Consider the following 18,460-nt stretch of genomic DNA (forward strand, 5'->3'; position numbering starts at 1 on the left):
CCCACCGGCCCCGGCCGGGCGCAGGCGCTGGAGCGGGCCCTGCGCGGCTGGCACGCCGCCATCGGCCCGCCGGTCCCGGTGGCCGCCGCCGCGACCTCGCTCCGCTGGGCCGGCGAGGCGCTCGACCTGGCCCGGCGCGGCGTCCTCCCGCAGGAGGGCCTGCTGCACTGCGCCGACCACATGGCCACGCTCGTGGTGTTCAAGGACGAGGACCTGGTGGCCGCGCTGGCCGAGGTACGGCTCGCGCCGCTCGCACACCTGCGCCCGGCCCAGCAGGACCGACTCGCGGAGACCCTGCTGGCGTGGCTGCAGCACGGCCGCGGGGTGGCCGAGGTCGCGGCCGGGCTCCACGTCCACCCCCAGACCGTCCGCTACCGGCTGCGTCAGCTGGAGGAGCTGTACGGCGGCCAACTGGCCGACCCCGACGTCCGGTTCGAGCTGGAGATCGTCCTGCGGGCCCGCCAGGCCAGGTCCGGCCGTCCGGAGTGATCCGCCGCGTCCCACCGCCGCGCGCTCGGCGCCGCCGGTCAGAAGGCGGCGGAGCGGCCGCTCGTCCTGAGCCCGTGGGCGGGCCGCCGCTCGTGCAGGCCGAACCGCGCCTCCGGCGCCCACCGGCCGTCGAGGATCCCGGCCACGTAATCGGCCAGGGCCGGCGCGTGCTTGAAGCCGTGCCCCGAGTCGCCGCCGAGCAGCCACACGCCGTCGGCGACCTCCGCGACGATCCACTCGGAGTCCCTGGTCAGCGTGTACTGGCAGACCTGGGTGAAGACGACGGGCGCGCCCACCAGGGACGGGAACCTGCGGGCGAGGTGGGCCCGCGCCGCCCGCTCGGCGCCCTCCGTGACCCGCCGGTCGCCGGACTCCGGGTCGTACGGCTCGCCCTCGGCGTCGTCGGTCACCTTCATCCCGGCGCCGTCGAGGTCGCCGTGGCCGTACGCCGCCATCTCGTAGTCGCAGAACGCGGGCACGGGCGGGGTCGCCCACGCGGACGGCACGCCGAAGTGGAAGGTGTCCTGCCGGGTGACCTCCACCTCCACCCCGAACTCGGCGCCGAACACCTCGGGCAGCCACGCGCCGCATGCCCACACCACCCGGTCGGCCGTCAGCACCTCCCCGTCCGCGACGACGCCCGTGCCCCCGCCGTACGGCACGGCCCGCGCGCGGACCAGGCGGACGCCGGCGTCGAGGGCGAGCCGGGCCGTCACCTGCGTGGCGCGCCGGGCCCGCAGCACCCCGGCGTGCGGCTCCCACAGGGCGAACGCGAGGTCGTCCGTCCCGAGCCCGGGGAAGCGGCGCGCGGCCTCGTCGGGGTCGAGCAGGGCGTGCGGGACGCCGAGCGCGTCGAGGACCCGCGCGCTCCGGCGCTCCGGGCCGTCCTCGCGGTGGGCGAACCACATCAGGCCGGCCTCGCAGAACAGCTCCTCGCCGGTCCGCTCCTCCAGGCGCCGCCAGCCCTCGCGGGCCCGCCACGCCATCCCGGCGTACCAGTCGTCCGAGCCGTGGCCGCACCGCAGCAGCCGCGTCTCCCCCGCGCTCGACTGGCGCACGTGCCCCGGCGCGTGCTGCTCGACCAGCGTCACCCGCCAGCCGGTTTCCGCCAGGCGCAACGCCAGTGAGGACCCCCAGATCCCCGCGCCCACCACGACGACCGACCTCATCGCAGCCCTCCTCCGGACGTCCGGCCTCCGCGTCCCGCGCCGGCGGCCGGGATAATCGAATCATGATGGCGGCCGAGTCGGCGCAGACGCTGGAGCGGGGATTGCGGCTGTTGCGGCTGCTCGCGGACGGCAACCGGGGCCGCACGCCCACCGAGCTGGCCCAGGAGCTGGGGCTGAGCCGCCCGGTGGTGTACCGGCTGCTCACCACCCTCCAGGCCGAGGGCTTCGCCCGCAGGGACGCGGCCGGCCGGGTGCACCTCGGGTTCGGCGTGCTCGTGCTGGCCCGGGCCGTCCAGCCGTTGCTGCGGGCGGCGGCGATGCCCGCGCTCCGCGCGCTCGCCGAGCAGGCGGGGGCGACCGCGCACCTGACGGTCGCCGAGGGCGACGAGGGGCTCGCCGTGGCCGTCGTCGAGCCGTCCTGGACCGACTTCCACGTGGCCTACCGCGAGGGCTCCCGACATCCGCTGACGCGGGGCGCGGCCGGTCTCGCCGTGCTGGCCCTGCGCTCGGGCGACGAGCGGGCGCTGCACAGCAGCCGCGGCCAGCTCCAGGAGGGCGCCCAGGGCGTCGCCGCGCCCGTACGGGGACTGCCCTGGCTGGAGGCGTCCGTGGGGGTGGTCAGCTTCACCGACCTCGACCTCGACAAGGTGGGCCCGCTCGTCCTGGCCACCGCGGAACGGCTGGCCGAGGCGCTGAAGGACGGGGTTTGACACGGACGGCACGCATGACGGAAGGTCGTACGTATAGGGGACATTGATGTCCGCTTAACGGACACGCTCTGCTGGAGGTCGTCATGCCGCACTACCGTGTCGTCGGCGAGGTGCCCCGCAAGCGCCACGTTCAGTTCCACAGGCCCGACGGCGGCCTGTACAAGGAGGAGCTGATGGGCGAGGAGGGCTTCTCCTCCGACTCCTCGCTCCTCTACCACCGCCACGCGCCCACGGCGATCGTGAAGGCGGAGGCGGTCGAGACGGGGGGAGCGGCGCTCACGCCGAACCTGCCGCTGTCCCCGCGCCACTTCCGCACCGGGGACCTGTCGCCGGGCGGCGACCTCGTCACGGGCCGGATGCTGCTGGCCGGCAACGGCGACGTCCGCATCTCGTACGCCGCCACCGGGAGCCCGAGCGAGCTGTACCGCAACTCGATGGGCGACGAGTGCGTCTACCTCGCGAGCGGCCGGGCGCGCTTCGAGTCCGCGTACGGGGCGCTCGACGTGGGCGAGGGCGACTACGTGCTCGTCCCCACCGGCGCCGTCCACCGCTGGGTGCCCGAAGGGCCGGTCACCGCGCTCGTCGTCGAGGCCGCCGGGCACATCCGTCCGCCGAAGCGCTACCTGTCCCAGTACGGCCAGTTCCTGGAGCACGCGCCGTACTGCGAGCGCGACCTGCGCGCCCCGGGCGAGCCGCTGCTCGTGGACGGCGAGGAGGTCCCGGTCCTGGTCCGCACGCGCGGCGGGCTGACCCGGCTCACCTACGCGAACCACCCGTTCGACGTGGTCGGCTGGGACGGCTGCCTGTACCCGTACGCCTTCAACATCCAGGACTTCGAGCCGATCGTGAAGCGGACCCACGCGCCGCCGCCGGTCCACCAGACGTTCGAGGGGCCGGGCTTCGTGATCTGCTCGTTCTGCCCCCGGCCGCTCGACTTCGACCCCGAGGCCGTGCCGATCCCGTACAACCACCACAACGTGGACTCCGACGAGTTCATGTTCTACGCGGGCGGCGACTACACGGCCAGGAGGGGCTCGGGCATCGACGTCGGATCCGTCTCGCTGCACCCGGCCGGCTTCACGCACGGGCCGCAGCCGGGCGCGGTGGAGGCCGCCGTCGAGGCCGTGCGGCAGGGCGTCACGCGGACCAGCGAGCTCGCGGTCATGCTCGACACGTTCCGTCCGCTCGACCTCGGCCCCGCGGCCCTGGCCTGCGAGGACCCCGGGTACGCCTGGACGTGGGCGGGCCGCGGGTGACGCCGGCGCGGCACGGCCTCCCCTACGGCGTGTTCTCCCGCCCCGGCGAGCCGCGGCGGGTGGGGGTGCGGGTCGGGGACCACGTCCTCGACCTCGCGGCCGCCCTGGGCGACGAGGTGTTCGCGGCCCCGGTCCTGAACCCGTTCATGGCCCTGGGCCGCGCGGCCTGGCGGGAGGCGCGCGAGCGGGCGGCGGAGGCGGCGCGGGCGGGCGACCACCTGCTCCCGCTCGGCGCGGTGACCCTCCACCTGCCGATCGAGGTGGCCGACTACGTCGACTTCTACGCCTCGCTGGAGCACGCGACCAACCTCGGCCGGATCCTGCGCCCCGGCGAGGAGCCGCTCAAGCCCAACTGGCGGCACCTGCCGGTCGGCTACCACGGGCGGTCCGGGACCGTCGTGGTGTCGGGCACGCCCATCAGGCGGCCGTGCGGCCAGCGCCCGCCGTCCACCCCTGGGGGGCGGCCGTCCTTCGGGCCATCCCTCCGCCTCGACCTGGAGGCGGAGGTCGGCTTCGTCGTGGGGACGCCCACGCGGCTCGGCGAGCGCGCGGGGGCCTTCGAGGACCACGTCTTCGGCGTCACCCTGGTCAACGACTGGAGCGCCAGGGACATCCAGGCCTGGGAGTACGTCCCGCTCGGCCCGTTCCTGGGCAAGTCGTTCGCGACCTCGGTCTCGCCGTGGATCACCCCGCTCGACGCCCTGGAGGGCGCGCGCGTCGAGGGCCCGCCGCAGGAACCCGAGCCGCCCGCCTACCTGCGCAGGGCCGCCCCCTGGGGGCTCGACCTCGCGCTGCGCGTCCAGATCAACGGTGAGACGGTCGCCGAGCCGCCGTACCGGGACATGTACTGGACGCCGGACCAGATGCTCGCCCACCTGACCGTGAACGGCGCCTCGGTGCGCACGGGGGACCTGTTCGCGAGCGGAACCGTCTCCGGGCCCCGCGACCCCGGGTCGCTGATCGAGCTGACCCGCAACGGCGCCGAGCCGTTCAAGCTGGCGGACGGTGCGACCCGGACGTTCCTGGAGGACGGCGACACCGTCACTCTGACCGCCACCACCCGGGACGGGATCTGCCTCGGCGAGGTGTCCGGCACGGTCGTTCCCGCGACTTAGCGTGTTCCTGCCGTCACCCCTCGCTACCCTGGGGAGCCCCGAGTAGCGAAGGCAGGAACGCATGCGTGTGATCGCCTGGGCGGCGGCCCTCCTCCTCGCCGTCGCCGGCTGCGCCGTCCGGGTGCCGCCCGCGCCGCGCATCACGATGACCCCCGCGCCGGACGCCGTGGGCGCGCCGCCGGACGGCGGTCTCGTGGTCCGGGCCGACGGCGGCCGGCTGACCAACGTGGTCGCGTTCGCCGGGCGCGACCTCGTGCCGGGCGCGTTCGACCGCTCCCGCACGGTCTGGCGCTCCTCCTGGCCCCTGCGTCCCGGCACCGACTACGTGGTGAACGCGCTGGCCGTCGGGCCGCAGGGCGTCGCCGGGCGGCTCACCGGCCGGTTCCGCACCCTCCGGCCCCACCACGAGGTGGCCCTCGCCTCGGTCGTGCCGGACGACGGGGAGACCGTGGGCGTCGGCATGCCGATCATCGTGACGTTCACCCGGCCCGTGGAGAACCGGGCGGCGGTCGAGCGGGCGCTGGCCGTGACCGGGCCGGTCGAGGGGGCGTGGCACTGGTTCGGCCCGTCCCAGGTCGTCTACCGGCCCATGCGGATGTGGCCGGCCAGGAGCAGGATCGCGTTCACCGCCCACCTGGCCGGGGTGCGGGCCGGCCCCGGCACGTACGGCGCCGCCGACCGGTCGGTCTCGTTCACGGTGGGCCGCGCGATGGTCAGCACGGTCGACACCCGCGTCCACCGGATGGTCGTCCGGCAGGACGGCGTGGTGGCCCAGCGCATGCCGATCAGCGCCGGCATGGCCACGACCCGGGAGTACACCACCACGAGCGGCATCCACCTGACGATGGAGAAGGGCAACCCGGTCCGCATGGTGTCTCCCGGCCGGCGGAAGGGCGACCCGGAGTACTACGACAACCTCATCGACTACGCCGTCCGGATCTCCAACAGCGGGGAGTACGTCCACGCGATGGGCAACGTGTGGGCCCAGGGGCGGATCAACATGAGCCACGGCTGCGTGAACGCGAGCCCGGACCAGGCGCGCTGGTTCTACGAGCACGCCCTGCGCGGCGACCCGGTGATCGTGACGGGCACCTCGCGGAGGCTCGAGTGGAACAACGGCTGGGGCTACTGGCAGATCTCCTGGCCCGACTGGCTCAGGGGCAGCGCCCTGCGCCGCGTGCCCGAGTTCGTCAGGGGCGCCGCCGGCACCTGACGCCTTCCGGAACCGGCCCTCGGAAGGGGGCTAAAACAGGCCTGGATGCGCGGGATGACGGGGGCAGGAAGAGTTAGCGTTAAGGGAAGGAACCCCCTGAAAGCGGGATCCGTTCATTGCTATGGAGGCGGCAATGGACCCCTGGATCGTCTGGCTCATCCTGGCGGCTGCCCTCGGCGTCGCGGAGATCTTCACGCTGACCGCCGCGCTCGGGCTCCTGTCGATCGCCGCCCTGCTCACCGCGGGCGTCGCCCTGGTCGGCCTGCCGCCCGGCCTCCAGCTGGCCGTCTTCGTCATCGCCTCGGCCGCCGGCCTCGCGGGAGTCCGGCCGTTCGCCCTGCGGCACATCAGGCAGCCGCCGCCCCGGCGCTTCGGCGTCTCCGCGCTCATCGGCAGGCCGGCGTACGTCACCCGGGAGGTGACCGGCCGCGACGGCAGGGTCCAGATCGGCGGCGAGGAGTGGTCGGCCCGCGCCTACGACGACAGCCTGGTCATCCCCGCCGGCGCGAAGGTCGACGTCATCGAGATCGAGGGCGCGACCGCCCTCGTCTATCCACGGGAGTGAGCATGGACGCAGCCCTCATCGCCGGACTGATCGTCGCTCTGGTCGCCGTCTTCACGGTGCTGCGCTCGGTCCGCATCGTCCCGCAGGCGAGAGCCGGGAACGTCGAGCGTCTGGGCCGCTACTACCGCACGCTCGGCCCCGGGCTGAACTTCGTGATCCCGTTCATCGACCGGGTGCGTCCGCTCATCGACCTGCGCGAGCAGGTGGTCTCGTTCAAGCCGCAGCCCGTCATCACCGAGGACAACCTCGTCGTCGACATCGACACCGTGCTGTACTTCCAGGTCACCGACCCGAGGGCGGCCGCGTACGAGATCGCCAACTTCATCCAGGGCGTCGAGCAGCTCACCGTGACGACGCTGCGCAACGTCGTCGGCGGCATGGACCTGGAGAAGACGCTCACCTCCCGCGACACGATCAACAGCCAGTTGCGCGGCGTGCTCGACGAGGCCACCGGCAAGTGGGGCATCCGGGTCAACCGGGTCGAGATCAAGGCGATCGACCCGCCGAAGACCATCAAGGAGGCGATGGAGAAGCAGATGCGCGCCGAGCGGGACAAGCGCGCCGCCATCCTCACCGCCGAGGGCCAGCGGCAGTCCCAGATCCTCACGGCCGAGGGCGAGAAGCAGAGCGCCATCCTGCGGGCGGAAGGCGAGCGGACCGCGCAGATCCTCAAGGCCGAGGGCCAGTCGCGGGCCATCGACGAGGTGTTCCAGGCCGTGCACCGCAACGACCCCGACCCGAAGCTGCTGGCCTACCAGTACCTCCAGGTGCTCCCCCAGCTCGCGCAGGGCCAGGGCAACACGTTCTGGGTGATCCCGAGCGAGGTCACCTCGGCGCTGCAGGGGGTGTCGAAGGCGTTCACGGAGGCGCTGCCCGTCTCGCCGGCCCTGCGAGAGCGTGAGGACCACGGCGAGAGCGAGGCCGTCGCCGAGGCCGAGCGGGCGGCCGCTGAGGCGAGGGCCGCCGCGGAGGACAGCGAGCTCGGCCCGCGCCAGATCGCCTCCGGCCGGCCCGCGTTCGACCCGCTCACGTCGATGGGCGGCTCGGGGGCCGGGCGCGACGAGGTCCAGGACGGACCGATCACCGGGGAGGGCGTACCGAGCCCGGCCGTTCAAGAGGAGCCCGGCAGGGCGTGAGGAGCCCGGCCGTTCATGAGGAGTGCGCGCGGGAGAGCGTCGTCCACGACCCGGCCAACGGCGCCCACCCCACCGGCTGACCGGCCTGGGCGGGACCGCCGGCCGGGTGGCCTCCTGGCCCGTCAACCGGGTTCGGCGGCGGCGGTGGCGAGGGCTCGGACGAAGCGGGTGTAGCGGGACAGCTCGTCGTTCGCCGGTGTGACGACGAGGTCGTGGGCGACCCGCTCGACGCCCGCCCGCAGGGCCTTCGCAGTCCTCCGCGCGCGCCTGCGGCCGCCGAGCCAGGCGGCGGCGCGGGAGAGCAGCGCGACGAACACGCCGCCGAGCACGCCGCCGGCCAGCAGGACCGTGGGCCACGGCACCCTGCCGAGCCTCGGCGTGGGCGGCCGGGTCAGCAGGAGGTAGTCGACCGCGAACAGCGCGAGCAGCCACAGCGCCCCGGCTGCCGTCGCGACCACCATGATCCACTGCAGCGCCCCGACCGCGCGCCACCAGCGAGGCGCCCGGGAGGCGTCGAGCGAGGTGACGGCCACGGTGCGGTCGAGGGCGTCGGTCAGCTCGCCGGCCCTCGACCGGGCGGCGTGCCGTATGGAGGACGCCCAGGGCTCAGGAACGTCCCGGGCGGCGGCGGCCCCCACGTCGCGCAGGGCCGTGTCCACGGCGGAGACCTGGACGGCGGTGGCCGGCGGCAGGGACGTGCGGACGCCTCCGCGGGTCAGGTGGAGGCGGCGCAGCGGGTCGGGACGCAGACGGCGCAGCCACCGGGTGACCGGCCATCCCGTGGCGACGATCGAGCGGTGCACGTGGGCCTTGGCCACGGCCCGGACGACGACCGGCACGGCCGCGGCCTCCTCCAGCGCCCGCGTGAGCGACCGGTCGAGCGTGACCGGCGACGGCCCCGCCGCGCCCTCGTCGAGGAGCTCCTCCTCCTTCCACAGGGCAGTGGCGGCCGTGGCGGCGTCGGCGGCGAGCCGGGACGCCCACGCCCGCCGCTGGGCCACCCGCCGGTCGAGCAGGGCGCGCAGCTCGCCCACCCCCTGGCCGGTACGGGCCGAGGCGCCGATGACGGGGACGTCGTCCAGGCCGTCGGCGGCGAGCAGGCCCTTCAGGTCGTCGAGGCAGCGGGCCACGGCCCGGGCGGGCAGCCGGTCGATCTGGTTGAGCACGACCACGGTGACGTCGCGGTGGCGGGCGAGGGGCCGCAGGTACCGCTCGTGCACCGCCGCGTCCGCGTACTTCTGCGGGTCGAGCACCCACACGAGCAGGTCGACCACGCCGACGAGCCGGTCCACCTCCAGCCGGTGGGACAGCTCGATCGAGTCGTGGTCCGGCAGGTCGAGCAAGATCAGCCCGGCGCTCCCCTGCGGCTGCGGGCCGGCCGGGGCGCCCTCGGGCCCGGCGCCGATCGTGTGGCGGAGGGGCACGTCGAGCCAGTCGAGCAGCGGGCTCGAGCCGTCCGGCCCCCACACGGCGGCCTGGGCCTTGGAGGTCGTCGGCCGGGTCACTCCGACGGCCGCGAGCTCGGCTCCCGCGAGCGCGTTGAACAGCGACGACTTCCCGCTTCCGGTGGCCCCGGCCAGGGCGACGGCCGTGTGGTCGGCCGACAGTCCGCGCCGCACCCCAGCCCGTTCGACGACGGCGCGGGCGCGGTCGACGGCGGCGCCGTCGAGGCGGCCCTCGGCGAGGTCGGCGGCCTCGGCCAGCGCCGCGAGCCGGTCGTCCAGCGGCACCGCGGTCCTCCTGCGCAGGAGCTTCACAGGTCGCCCCTCTCCTGTACGGCCTTGGCGGCCTCCCGCAGGCGCGCCGCCGTGTCGTCGGCGGGGCCCAGGCCGTCGAGCAGGGACGTGAAGCGCGCCCGTTCCAGGTCGAGCAGCTCGCGGACCCGGCGGCGCAGGTCCTCGCGGGCGTCCTGGGTCAGCGCGCGGACGGCCTGGTCGCCGAAGACGGCCTCCAGCAGCTTCTGGCTGAGCACGCTCGTGCCGCCCGCGATGCCGATCTCGATGCCGGTGATGCCGCCGGTGGAGGAGAACACGGCCAGCATGAGCAGCACACCCAGGCTGTTCACACCGAAGGAGGCGGCGCGGGCGAGCGTCCTCCGGTCGGCGCCCTGCGACCTGACCAGGTCGAGCACGTACCCCTGCCAGCCCCGCACCGCGTCCGCGGCCCGGCCCGGCAGGTCGGCGGAGGCGCGGCCGAGCCGTCCGGTGACCGTGACGCCCGACCGCTCCAGCAGGTCGCGCCCGGCGGGCATCGCCAGCCACGACTCGACCGCCCGCTCGGCCGACGCGTCGGCCGTGGACCGGATCAGCGACTCGACGCCGCTCTCCAGCGCGACGCGCAGCTCCCTGTCGGGGGCCGGACGGCCACGGAAGACGGCCGTGATGCGGTCGCGGAGCCATCCGATGCGGGACTCCAGCGCCCGCATCAGGTCACCGGTCCCGACGAAGTCCTGCCACCGGGCGAGGACCTCGCCGCGCAGCAGCAGGCCGTCCCGCATGCCGTCGTCGAAGGCCGACATACCGGTGTCGTACGCCTTCTCCACGACCGCACGGAGCTCGGCGATGCCGGCGCGCTGACGGTCCACCCGGTCGGCGAGGTCGGGCACGCGGGTGGCGAGGCTGTCGAGGGCGCCGGTGAGGGTCCGCCGCACGACGGCGGCGCGGGAGCGGGCGTCCACCGAAAGCTCGGCGAGCCAGGTGGCGATCGGCTGGACGGCGGCCGCGGGGAGCCGGGCGCGCTCGGAGGGCAGCTCCAGCTCGGGGACGGTGAACAGCGGGGTCCCGGCGAGGCCGTTGGCCCGCAGCAGGCGCACCAGGTCGGCCACGACCGGCTCGCGCGCCTCGGCCGGCACCCGCTGGAGGACGACCGCGAGGGCCGTGCTCCGCTCCCGCGCCTGCCGCAGGAAGCTCCACGGCACCTCGTCGGCGTACCGGGCGGCGGTGGTGACGAACAGCCACAGGTCGGCGGCGGCGAGGAGCTGCGCCGCGAGCTCCCGGTTGGCGGCCACCACGGAGTCGATGTCGGGGGCGTCGAGCAGCGCCAGCCCGGCGGGCAGGCTCCCGGCCGTGGCGATCCTCAGCGTGCCCGGCTCGCCCCGGCCGCCGCCGGTGACCCGCGGCAGCCCGGGCAGGACCTTCGGCGAGGTGAACCACTCCCGGTCGGCCGGGTTCGCCACCAGGGTCGGGGCGAGGGTGGTCGGGCGCAGCACGCCGGGCTCGGCGACGGTCTCGCCGACCAGGGAGTTGACCAGGGTCGACTTCCCGGCCCCCGTCGAGCCCCCGACGACGGCCAGCAGCGGGGCGTCGATGGCCGCCAGCCGCGGCAGCAGGTAGTCGTCGAGCTGGCCGCTCAGCTCGCGCAGCGCGCGGCGGTCGGCCGCGACGTCACCGATCGCCAGAGGGAACAGCTCGTGGCCGAGGTGCCGCCGCAGGCTCTGCAGGGCCGTCAGAAGCCCCTCGTTGCCCGCCATACCCCCCGACCTTCCCGGTGGACGGGCCTCGAATCACGCGCTGGGCGAGGGGGCCGCCGTTGGCAGCAGCACCCGGCACTTCTCGAACGCCTTGGCCACCTTGGGGTCGCTGCGGTCGAGCCCGCGCAGGCCGTTCTGGTCGCCGAGCGTCACCCCGTTGTCCTTCATGCAGCCGCGGAACGCCTGCATGGCCGCCGGGTCCCCGCCGTTCCGGCCGAAGCCGCCGCCGCCGAAGCCGCCCTGCGGCATCAGCGACCGGCACGCCTGGAACGCCTTCTCCATCTCGGGGGACATGGTCCGGAAGCCGCCGCTCGGCCGTCCCGAGGGCCAGGCCGAGGGACGGCCGGAGGGACGTGCGGTGGGACGGCCGCTGGGGAGGGTCACGCCGTTCTTGCGCAGGCATTCGGCGAACGCCGCCCGGGAGGCGGCGGCGCCGGACGCCCCGCTGGGCGCGGCGGCGGGCGCGCCCGCCGTGTCGTCTCCGCCTCCCCCGCAGCCGGCCACCGAGACGGCCAGCGCGGCGCAGGCGGCCGCGGACAGGAAACGCAGGGGTCGCATAGGGATCGACCTAACCTTTCGTGACGGGCGGGCACGCCGGCAGGTGGACGCGGAAGACCGCGCCGTGACCGGGCTCGCTCTCGGCCGTGATCGTGCCGCCGTGCGCCTGGACGAGCGCGGCGGCGATGGACAGCCCCAGCCCGGTGCCGCCGGAGTCGCGGCTGCGGGCGGGGTCGGCGCGGTAGAACCGTTCGAAGACCCGCTGGGCGTCGCCCGGAGGCAGCCCGGGGCCCTCGTCGGCGACCTCGATCACCGCGAGGGGGCCGGTCAGCACACCCACCCCGACGCGGAAGGGGGTCCCGGGCGGCGTGTGCCGGAGGGCGTTGCCGACGAGGTTGCCGATGACCTGGCGCAGCCGGGTCTCGTCGCCCACCACCCGGACCGGCCGGTCGGAGTCGTCGAGCCTGAGCAGGTCAATCTCCCTGTCGGGCGCGAGCACCTGGGCGTCGAGCACGGCGCCGGCCGCCAGGCTCAGCAGGTCGACCGGACGGCGGTCGAGCGGCCGCTGCTGGTCGAGGCGGGCGAGCAGCAGCAGGTCGTCGACGAGCAGGCCCATCCGGACGGCCTCGTCCTCGATGCGGCGCAGCAGCAGGGCGGGGTCCTGCGACCGCTGCTGGCGGAACAGCTCGGCGAAGCCCCTGATGGACGTCAGTGGCGTGCGCAGCTCGTGGGAGGCGTCGGCCATGAACCGCCGCATCCGCTCCTGCGAGGCCTCCCGGTCGCGGAACGCGGCCTCGATCTGCGACAGCATGCCGTTGATGGCCCGGCCGAGCCTGCCCATCTCGGTGCGGGGATGCCGCAGCGGCACCCGGCGGGACAGGTCGCCGGCCGCGATCGCCTCGGCCGTCCGCTCGATCTCCCCCAGGGGGCGCAGGCTGCGCCGTACGAGCCAGTAGCCGGCGAGGCCGAGCGCGACCAGCACGGCACAGCCGACCCCGGACACGATGATCACGAGCCGGGAGACCGTGCCGTCGATGTCGTTCAGGCTGATGGCGGCGGCACGGAAGCCGCCCCGGCCGTCCCTGGTGGCGATCACCCGCCACAGGGTTCCGGACGGCGACACGGCGGTGAACAGCCACGGGTCGCGTCCCGCGGAGGGCGCCGACAGGGTCGGCGGGTCGGCGTTCGGCGGCTCCTGGATGGTGCGGACGACGGCGCCGTTCCCGTCGAGCTCCACCACGTAGAAGGATCCGAACAGCCGCTGCGGGCGCCCCGGGTCGGCGCCGCGTGGCAGCAGGGGCGGGGCGCCGGGCGGCTCGGGCATCCGCCGCCCGACGGCCATGAGCTGGTTGTCCACCCGGTCGACCAGGTAGCCGCGCAGGAGCTGCACGGCGAAGCCGCCGGTGAGGGCGATCGCCAGGGCGACCATCAGCAGCGTCCCGCCGACGAGCCGCAGCCAGAGCGGGGTCCTGGCCAGACGCCGTTTCAGCTCACTGACGCGGAGCACGGAGGACATAGCCCACGCCGCGGAGCGTGTGGATGAGCTTCGGCTCGGCCGTGTCGACCTTGCGCCGCAGGTAGGAGACGTACGACTCGACCACGTTGCGGTCGCCGCCGAAGTCGTAGTGCCACACGTGGTCGAGGATCTGCGCCTTGGACAGCACCCGGCCCTGGTTGATCAGGAAGTAGTGCAGCAGCTTGAACTCGGTCGGCGACAGCCGCACCGGCCGGCCCGCCCGCCACACCTGCCGGGAGTCCTCGTCCAGCTCCAGGTCCGCGACCCGCAGGCGGGCCGGTTCGCCCTCGCCCGAGCGCGTACGGCGGAGCACGGCCCGGATCCGCGCCAGCACCTCCTCCAGGCTGAACGGCTTGGTGACGTAGTCGTCGCCCCGGCCGAGCCCGCTGACCTTGTCCTCGGTGGCGTCCCGCGCGGTGAGGAACAGCACGGGGACGCGCCGCCCGGACGCCCGGAGCCGGTCGCTCACGGAGAAGCCGTCCATGTCCGGAAGCATCACGTCGAGCACGATCAGGTCAGGCCTCACCCGCTCGGCGACCTGCACGGCCTCCCGGCCGTCGGAGGCGGTCATCACCTCGAAGCCGGCGTACCGCAGGCTGGCCGACAGCAGCTCCCTGATGTTCGGCTCGTCGTCGACGACCAGCAGGCGCGCCTCCGGCGCCGCGCGGCGCTGCCCGGGGACGCTCACGAGCCCGCCCTCCGGCCCGCGAGCTGGGAGCTCTCGGTCACCGTGGTCGCGGTCACGTTGCCCTGGGCGTCCCTCGTCCCGTTGACGACGACGACGTTGCCCGGCTTGAGGTCGCTCACCTTGCCGGCCTTCGAGACCTGGATCTTCGTGTCCTTGCCGGTCGTCACCGTGACGACCCCGCCGCCCGCCGTCTGCACGTAGACCTTGCCGCCGTCCACGAGCTTGACCGTCCCGAACGTCACGCCGCCTCCTCCGAAGCCGCCGCCGGAACCGCCTCCAGCGCCTCCGCCGCCGAAGCCTCCGCCGTTGCCGAAGCCGCCGAAGCCTCCGCCGCCGGCCCGGGCCCCCGTCCCCGCTCCCGCCGCGCCGCCTGCCCGGCCGGGGAACGCCGAGGCCGAGCCCGTACCGCCGAAGGCCTTGTGCGCCTGGATGCCGAGCAGCAGGCCCGCGACGAGCAGGACGGCTCCGGCGAGGGCCAGCGTGAGCTTCGACGCGCCGGCGCCTCCCGGCCGCGCCGCCAGCACGTCGGCCAGGTCGTCGTCGAACGGCGAGGACTCCAGCACGTCCTCGGTGCTGTGCCTGCTCACATCCATCTCCCTGCTGTCCGTGGAGGGCGCCTGCCCGTCGTCCGCCGAACGGCGGTGGCCGCCGCCTCCCGGGGATCTCCACATCGCCATGTCTCGCTCCCCGTCGTCACTCGAAGCGGAGGGCTTCGATCGGCCGCAGCTTGGCGGCGCGGTTGGCCGGATAACTCCCGAAGAACAGGCCGATCGCCACCGAGACGCCGAGCGCCAGGGCGATCGAGGCCGGGACGATCACCGGCTGGACGCCCGCGATCGTGAACTGGGCGCCGATCACCGCGATGAGCACGCCGAGCAGGCCGCCGACGAGGCTGAGCATCGTGGCCTCGGCGAGGAACTGCCCGAGGATGGCGCCCCGCGGCGCCCCGATGGCCTTGCGGATGCCGATCTCCCGGGTCCGCTCGGTCACCGTGACCAGCATGATGTTGGTGATCCCGATGCCGCCCACCAGGAGGCTGATCGCGGCCACGGCCCCGAGCAGCACGGTGAACGTGCCGGTCGCCGCGCTCACCGTCTCCTGCAGGGTGGCCTGGTTGAGGATGCGGAAGTCGGCGGCGGCCGTCCCGGTGACGCCGTGCCGCTGGTCGAGCACCTGCGTCACCTCGGCCTGGGCGGTGTCGACGGTGTCGGCGCTCTTGGCCTGGACGAGGATCTGGCCCAGCGGGCCGAACCCGGTCAGGCTCTGCTGCACGGCCGGCAGCGGCGCGATCGCCACGTCGTCGGCGTCCTGGAACCCCGACGACCCGGCCTCCTTGAGCACCCCCACGACCGTGAACGGCACGCCCGACACGTTGATCTGCTTGCCGACCGGGTTCACCGTGCCGAACAGGTCCTGGGCCACGGTGTGCCCGATGACCACGACCTTCCTGGCGGCCAGGACATCATCGTTGAAGAAGTACGTCCCGGCGGCGACGGGCTTGTTCGACGCCTCGAAGTAGCTGGGGTAGGTGCCGACGAGCTGCTGGATCGAATGGCTCGCGCCCTCGTACGTCGCGGTCTGGGCCTGGGCGGTTACGACCGGGGAGACGCTCTTGACAGAGGGAGCCTCCGCCGGGTCGGCGAGCGCCCGGGCGTCCTCCACGGTCAGGTCCTTGGCCTGGGTCCGGGGACCCGACCCCTGGCCGCCCTGGCCGCCCTGCCCGCCGCCGCCCCCGCCGAACAGCCGGGCGAACCCTCCCCCGCCGCCTCCGCCGCCGCCGCCCGCGGTGGACGGCATGACGGTCAAGGAGTTGGCGCCGAGCCGCTGGATGTTCTGCTGGATCTGCTGCGAGGAGCCCTGGCCCACGGCGACCAGGAGGATCACCGCGGCGACCCCGATCAGGATGCCGAGCATGGTCAGCGCGCTGCGCATCTTGTTGGCGGCCAGGCCCCGCAGGGCGAACCGCAGGACCTCGGCGGCGTTCACGACGCCACCCCGGCGAGCCGCGGCGGCAGCCCGGTCACGGGCGCCGTGCGGGCGTCCTCGACCACCTGGCCGTCCATGAGGCGGACGACCCGCTTGGCGTGCGCCGCGACCTCCTCCTCGTGGGTGATGACGACGAGGGTCCGGCCGCTCGCGCTGAGCCGGTCGAAGATGGTCATGATGTCCTCGCTGGACTTGCTGTCGAGGGCGCCCGTGGGCTCGTCGGCGAGCAGCAGGGTCGGCGCCGTGACGAGCGCCCGGGCCACGGCGACCCGCTGCTGCTGGCCGCCGGACAGCTCGTTGGGCTGGTGGCCGACCCGCTCAGCCAGCCCCACCCGGTCGAGCGCGGCCAGCGCCCGCCTGCGCCGCTCGGCCGCCTTCACACCGCCGTACGCCAGGGGGAGCTCGACGTTGGCGAGCGCGCTCATCCGGGGGATCAGGTTGAACGACTGGAAGACGAACCCGACCTTGCGGTTGCGCAGGATCGCCAGTTGGAACTCGTCGAGCGCGCCGACGTCGGTGCCGTCGAGCAGGTAGCGGCCCGACGACGGCACGTCGAGGCAGCCGATGATGTTCATCAGCGTCGACTTGCCGGAGCCGGAGGCGCCCATGATGGCCACGTAGTCCCCGGTCTCGACGGTCAGCGAGACCCCGCGCAGCGCGCGGACGGCCGTCTCCCCCTCGCCGTACACCTTCGCGACCTGCCGGAGGTCGAGGACCGGGGTCCGCCGGGCGCTCATCTCGCGCCCCTGCCGCCGCCACCGCCGCCACCGCCGCCACCGCCGCCGAAGTTGCGGCCCAGCCCGCCCCCGCCTCCTCCGGGGAACGGGAACCCGCCCGCGCCGCCGGTCGTCGTGGGGAGCGGGCGCACCACCTGGTCGCCCTCGTCGAGGCCCGACGTGATCTCGGTGGTGGTGTCGCCCTTGACGCCGACCTGCACCCTGCGCACGACCTGCCTGCCGTTCTCCAGCACGGTCACCGTGCTCTGGCCGCCCGCGGTCGTGACCGTCGAGGTCGGCACGGTCAGCACGTCGTCGGCCCGGTCGACCGTCACCTGGACGCTCGCCGTCTGCCCGAGCCGCACGGTCGGCGGGACGCCGGTCAGCGAGATCGTGACCGCGTACTGGACGACGTTGTTGTTCGTCTGGGGCTGGGGGTCGATCACGGTGACCTTGCCGGCCGCGCTGACGCCGGTGAGGGCGTCGAACGTCACGGTCGCCGCCTGGCCCACCTTGAGCCGGGTGACGTCGGCCTCGGTGAAGTCGCCGACGATCTGCAGCCGGGACGGGTCGGCGAGCTGGATGAAGCCGCCGGACGCCGTGCTCTGCGAGCCGCTCTGGGACGACCCGCCGCCCTGGGAGCCGCCGCTGCCCGACCCGCCGCCCGACGCGCCGGAGCCGTTCGAGGAGCCGCCCTCCGAGCCGTTCACCGCGGTGACGACCCCGGCGAACGGCGCCTTGATCACGGTGCCGGTCACGGCCCGCTCGGCGGCGCGGTAGGAGTTGCGCGCGCTGATGTACTGCGAGTAGCCCGAGGCGGTCGAGGTGTCCGCGTCGGAGGCGGCGTCGAAGCTCGCCTTCGCGGCGTCGAGGTTCTCCTGCGCCGTCGTGTCGTCGAGACGGGCGAGCACCTGGCCCTTCTTGACCTTGTCCCCGGCCTTCACCTTGATGGACTCGACCGTTCCGCTCGTCCCGAAGTCGAGCGCGCGGGTGCGGGCGCTCTCCACCGAGCCGGAGGCCGAGACCGAGGCCAGGACGGTTCCCCGGGTGACGCGGGACGTCAGCGGCGACGCGTCGGCCGAGGAGTCGCCCCCGAGGGACGCCCAGGCCGCCGCGATCCCGCCGAGCAGGAGCACCAGCAGAACGCCGTTGATCAACAGCGCCCTGCGCTTCGTCGACAGCTTCACGACGACGAACCCTGGCAAACAGCGCTTCGGGCAACCTCGGCCGTTGCTGAGGGTTTGCTGGCAGTCGTCGTATCCACAGTCAACTCTCAGGTTCGGCCAAGGCGGCGGTGACGTGGCGTCAGCAGGATGTCCGCCATGAGCTCGATCACTCCCGTCCGCGTGGGGGGACTGGCGCTGGCCGCGGTCGTCGTCGCGAGCGTGGTCGCGGTCACGACCGCGGGCGGCTCGCCGGCGGTCGCCCCCGTGTCCCTCGCGGCCGCCGCGCGCGGCACGGTCACGTCGTACGTCTCGGCCGCCGGCAACACGGTCGACGACGGCGTGCGGGACCTCGCGTTCGGCGCGGAGGGCACGGTCGAGAAGGTCTACGTCAAGCCCGGGGACAAGGTCGAGAAGGGCCAGGTCCTCGCCCGCGTCGACGACACCGTCGCCCGCGAGGACTACGACGCCGCCAAGGCCGCCCTCGCCGCCGCCCAGGAGACCCTCGACAACGTACGGAACGGCGTCGCCGTCCCGGCCGGCTCCGGGGGCACGGCCGGCGCAGGCGGTTCCGGCGGTTCCTCCGCGGGCGGCGGGACCGGCGGTTCGGGCGGCGGGACCGGCGCCCGGGGCGGTTCGGGCGGCTACTCCGGAGGAAACGGGGGTGCCGGGGGCTCGTCCGCGGCAGGCGGCTCGGGGACAGGCGGCTCCGGGACGGGCCGTTCTGGGGCAGGCGGCTCGGGGACAGGCGGGACCGGCACGGGCGGCTCA

17 protein-coding genes and 1 pseudogene are annotated in these 18,460 nt (G+C 74.6%); 8 read left to right on the top strand and 10 right to left on the bottom strand.

Translation table 11 applies throughout. The annotated features are described in order from the left end of the window. Positions 1 to 489, top strand: a 489-nt coding sequence (locus tag MPTA5024_RS39145; protein WP_036332695.1) for a PucR family transcriptional regulator, incomplete at its 5' end; no start/stop codon positions are given. 38 nt (positions 490 to 527) lie between these two features. Here the strand turns inward: MPTA5024_RS39145 and MPTA5024_RS36650 are convergent. Further along, positions 528 to 1,658 (bottom strand): NAD(P)/FAD-dependent oxidoreductase, encoded by a 1,131-nt coding sequence (locus MPTA5024_RS36650; RefSeq protein ID WP_051459112.1) that lies wholly within the window; start codon positions 1,656 to 1,658, stop codon positions 528 to 530. A gap of 62 nt (positions 1,659 to 1,720) precedes the next feature. On the opposite strand from MPTA5024_RS36650, the gene MPTA5024_RS36655 reads away from it, so the two are divergent. The 6 genes from MPTA5024_RS36655 (at position 1,721) to MPTA5024_RS36680 (ending at position 7,653) form a co-directional block, all read left to right on the top strand. Then, complete coding sequence (locus MPTA5024_RS36655) at positions 1,721 to 2,368, top strand: IclR family transcriptional regulator (protein ID WP_051459113.1); 648 nt, start codon at positions 1,721 to 1,723, stop codon at positions 2,366 to 2,368. Between the two features lie 83 nt (positions 2,369 to 2,451). Then, positions 2,452 to 3,624, top strand: a complete 1,173-nt coding sequence (locus MPTA5024_RS36660) for a homogentisate 1,2-dioxygenase (RefSeq protein ID WP_036332699.1) — start codon at positions 2,452 to 2,454, stop codon at positions 3,622 to 3,624. Continuing rightward, positions 3,621 to 4,739: a fumarylacetoacetase gene (gene fahA / locus MPTA5024_RS36665; protein ID WP_036333009.1), complete on the top strand. Its 1,119-nt coding sequence runs from the start codon at positions 3,621 to 3,623 to the stop codon at positions 4,737 to 4,739. Before MPTA5024_RS36660 ends, fahA begins: the two co-directional genes overlap by 4 nt. A 61-nt stretch (positions 4,740 to 4,800) precedes the next feature. Beyond that, positions 4,801 to 5,952, top strand: coding sequence for a L,D-transpeptidase (locus tag MPTA5024_RS36670; protein ID WP_036332701.1), 1,152 nt, complete (start codon positions 4,801 to 4,803; stop codon positions 5,950 to 5,952). 133 nt (positions 5,953 to 6,085) lie between these two features. Further along, entirely contained in the window at positions 6,086 to 6,517 is a 432-nt protein-coding gene (locus tag MPTA5024_RS36675) for an NfeD family protein (RefSeq protein ID WP_036332703.1), read from the top strand. Between the two features lie 2 nt (positions 6,518 to 6,519). Beyond that, positions 6,520 to 7,653 (top strand): SPFH domain-containing protein, encoded by a 1,134-nt coding sequence (locus MPTA5024_RS36680; RefSeq protein ID WP_084370283.1) that lies wholly within the window; start codon positions 6,520 to 6,522, stop codon positions 7,651 to 7,653. Positions 7,654 to 7,775: 122 nt separating this feature from the next. Here the strand turns inward: MPTA5024_RS36680 and MPTA5024_RS36685 are convergent, their stop codons facing one another. From MPTA5024_RS36685 to MPTA5024_RS36725, 9 genes are read right to left on the bottom strand one after another with little or no spacing between them, the layout of a single operon-like run. Beyond that, positions 7,776 to 9,410, bottom strand: coding sequence for a GTPase (locus MPTA5024_RS36685; protein ID WP_051459115.1), 1,635 nt, complete (start codon positions 9,408 to 9,410; stop codon positions 7,776 to 7,778). Further along, entirely contained in the window at positions 9,407 to 11,122 is a 1,716-nt protein-coding gene (locus MPTA5024_RS41645) for a GTPase domain-containing protein (RefSeq protein ID WP_036332705.1), read from the bottom strand. Before MPTA5024_RS41645 ends, MPTA5024_RS36685 begins: the two co-directional genes overlap by 4 nt. 33 nt (positions 11,123 to 11,155) lie before the next feature. After that, positions 11,156 to 11,680, bottom strand: coding sequence for a hypothetical protein (locus MPTA5024_RS36695; RefSeq protein WP_036332707.1), 525 nt, complete (start codon positions 11,678 to 11,680; stop codon positions 11,156 to 11,158). Positions 11,681 to 11,690: 10 nt separating this feature from the next. Beyond that, on the bottom strand, positions 11,691 to 13,127 hold the full coding sequence (locus tag MPTA5024_RS36700) for an ATP-binding protein (RefSeq protein ID WP_232326800.1): 1,437 nt from the start codon (positions 13,125 to 13,127) through the stop codon (positions 11,691 to 11,693). Continuing rightward, the gene (locus MPTA5024_RS36705) at positions 13,111 to 13,824 is read right to left on the bottom strand and encodes a response regulator transcription factor (RefSeq protein ID WP_036332709.1); all 714 of its coding nucleotides are present in this window, start codon (positions 13,822 to 13,824) and stop codon (positions 13,111 to 13,113) included. The genes MPTA5024_RS36700 and MPTA5024_RS36705 overlap by 17 nt, the downstream gene beginning before the upstream one ends. Continuing rightward, on the bottom strand, positions 13,821 to 14,501 hold the full coding sequence (locus MPTA5024_RS36710) for a hypothetical protein (RefSeq protein WP_051459117.1): 681 nt from the start codon (positions 14,499 to 14,501) through the stop codon (positions 13,821 to 13,823). The genes MPTA5024_RS36705 and MPTA5024_RS36710 overlap by 4 nt, the downstream gene beginning before the upstream one ends. 16 nt (positions 14,502 to 14,517) lie before the next feature. Further along, the gene (locus MPTA5024_RS36715) at positions 14,518 to 15,810 is read right to left on the bottom strand and encodes an ABC transporter permease (protein ID WP_036332710.1); all 1,293 of its coding nucleotides are present in this window, start codon (positions 15,808 to 15,810) and stop codon (positions 14,518 to 14,520) included. Beyond that, a complete protein-coding gene (locus MPTA5024_RS36720) occupies positions 15,807 to 16,547 on the bottom strand; it encodes an ABC transporter ATP-binding protein (protein ID WP_036332713.1) in 741 nt (246 codons plus the stop codon). Before MPTA5024_RS36720 ends, MPTA5024_RS36715 begins: the two co-directional genes overlap by 4 nt. Then, positions 16,544 to 17,713 carry an efflux RND transporter periplasmic adaptor subunit gene (locus MPTA5024_RS36725; protein ID WP_036332715.1) on the bottom strand — a complete coding sequence of 390 codons (1,170 nt, stop codon included), beginning with the start codon at positions 17,711 to 17,713 and terminating at the stop codon, positions 16,544 to 16,546. Before MPTA5024_RS36725 ends, MPTA5024_RS36720 begins: the two co-directional genes overlap by 4 nt. 135 nt (positions 17,714 to 17,848) lie before the next feature. Between MPTA5024_RS36725 and MPTA5024_RS43060 the strand changes: the two are divergent. After that, positions 17,849 to 18,460 (top strand): annotated as a pseudogene (locus tag MPTA5024_RS43060) (biotin/lipoyl-binding protein); the annotation flags it as partial.

Origin of the sequence: Microbispora sp. ATCC PTA-5024 (genome assembly GCF_000511135.2) — a bacterium.
GTDB lineage: Bacteria > Actinomycetota > Actinomycetes > Streptosporangiales > Streptosporangiaceae > Microbispora > Microbispora corallina.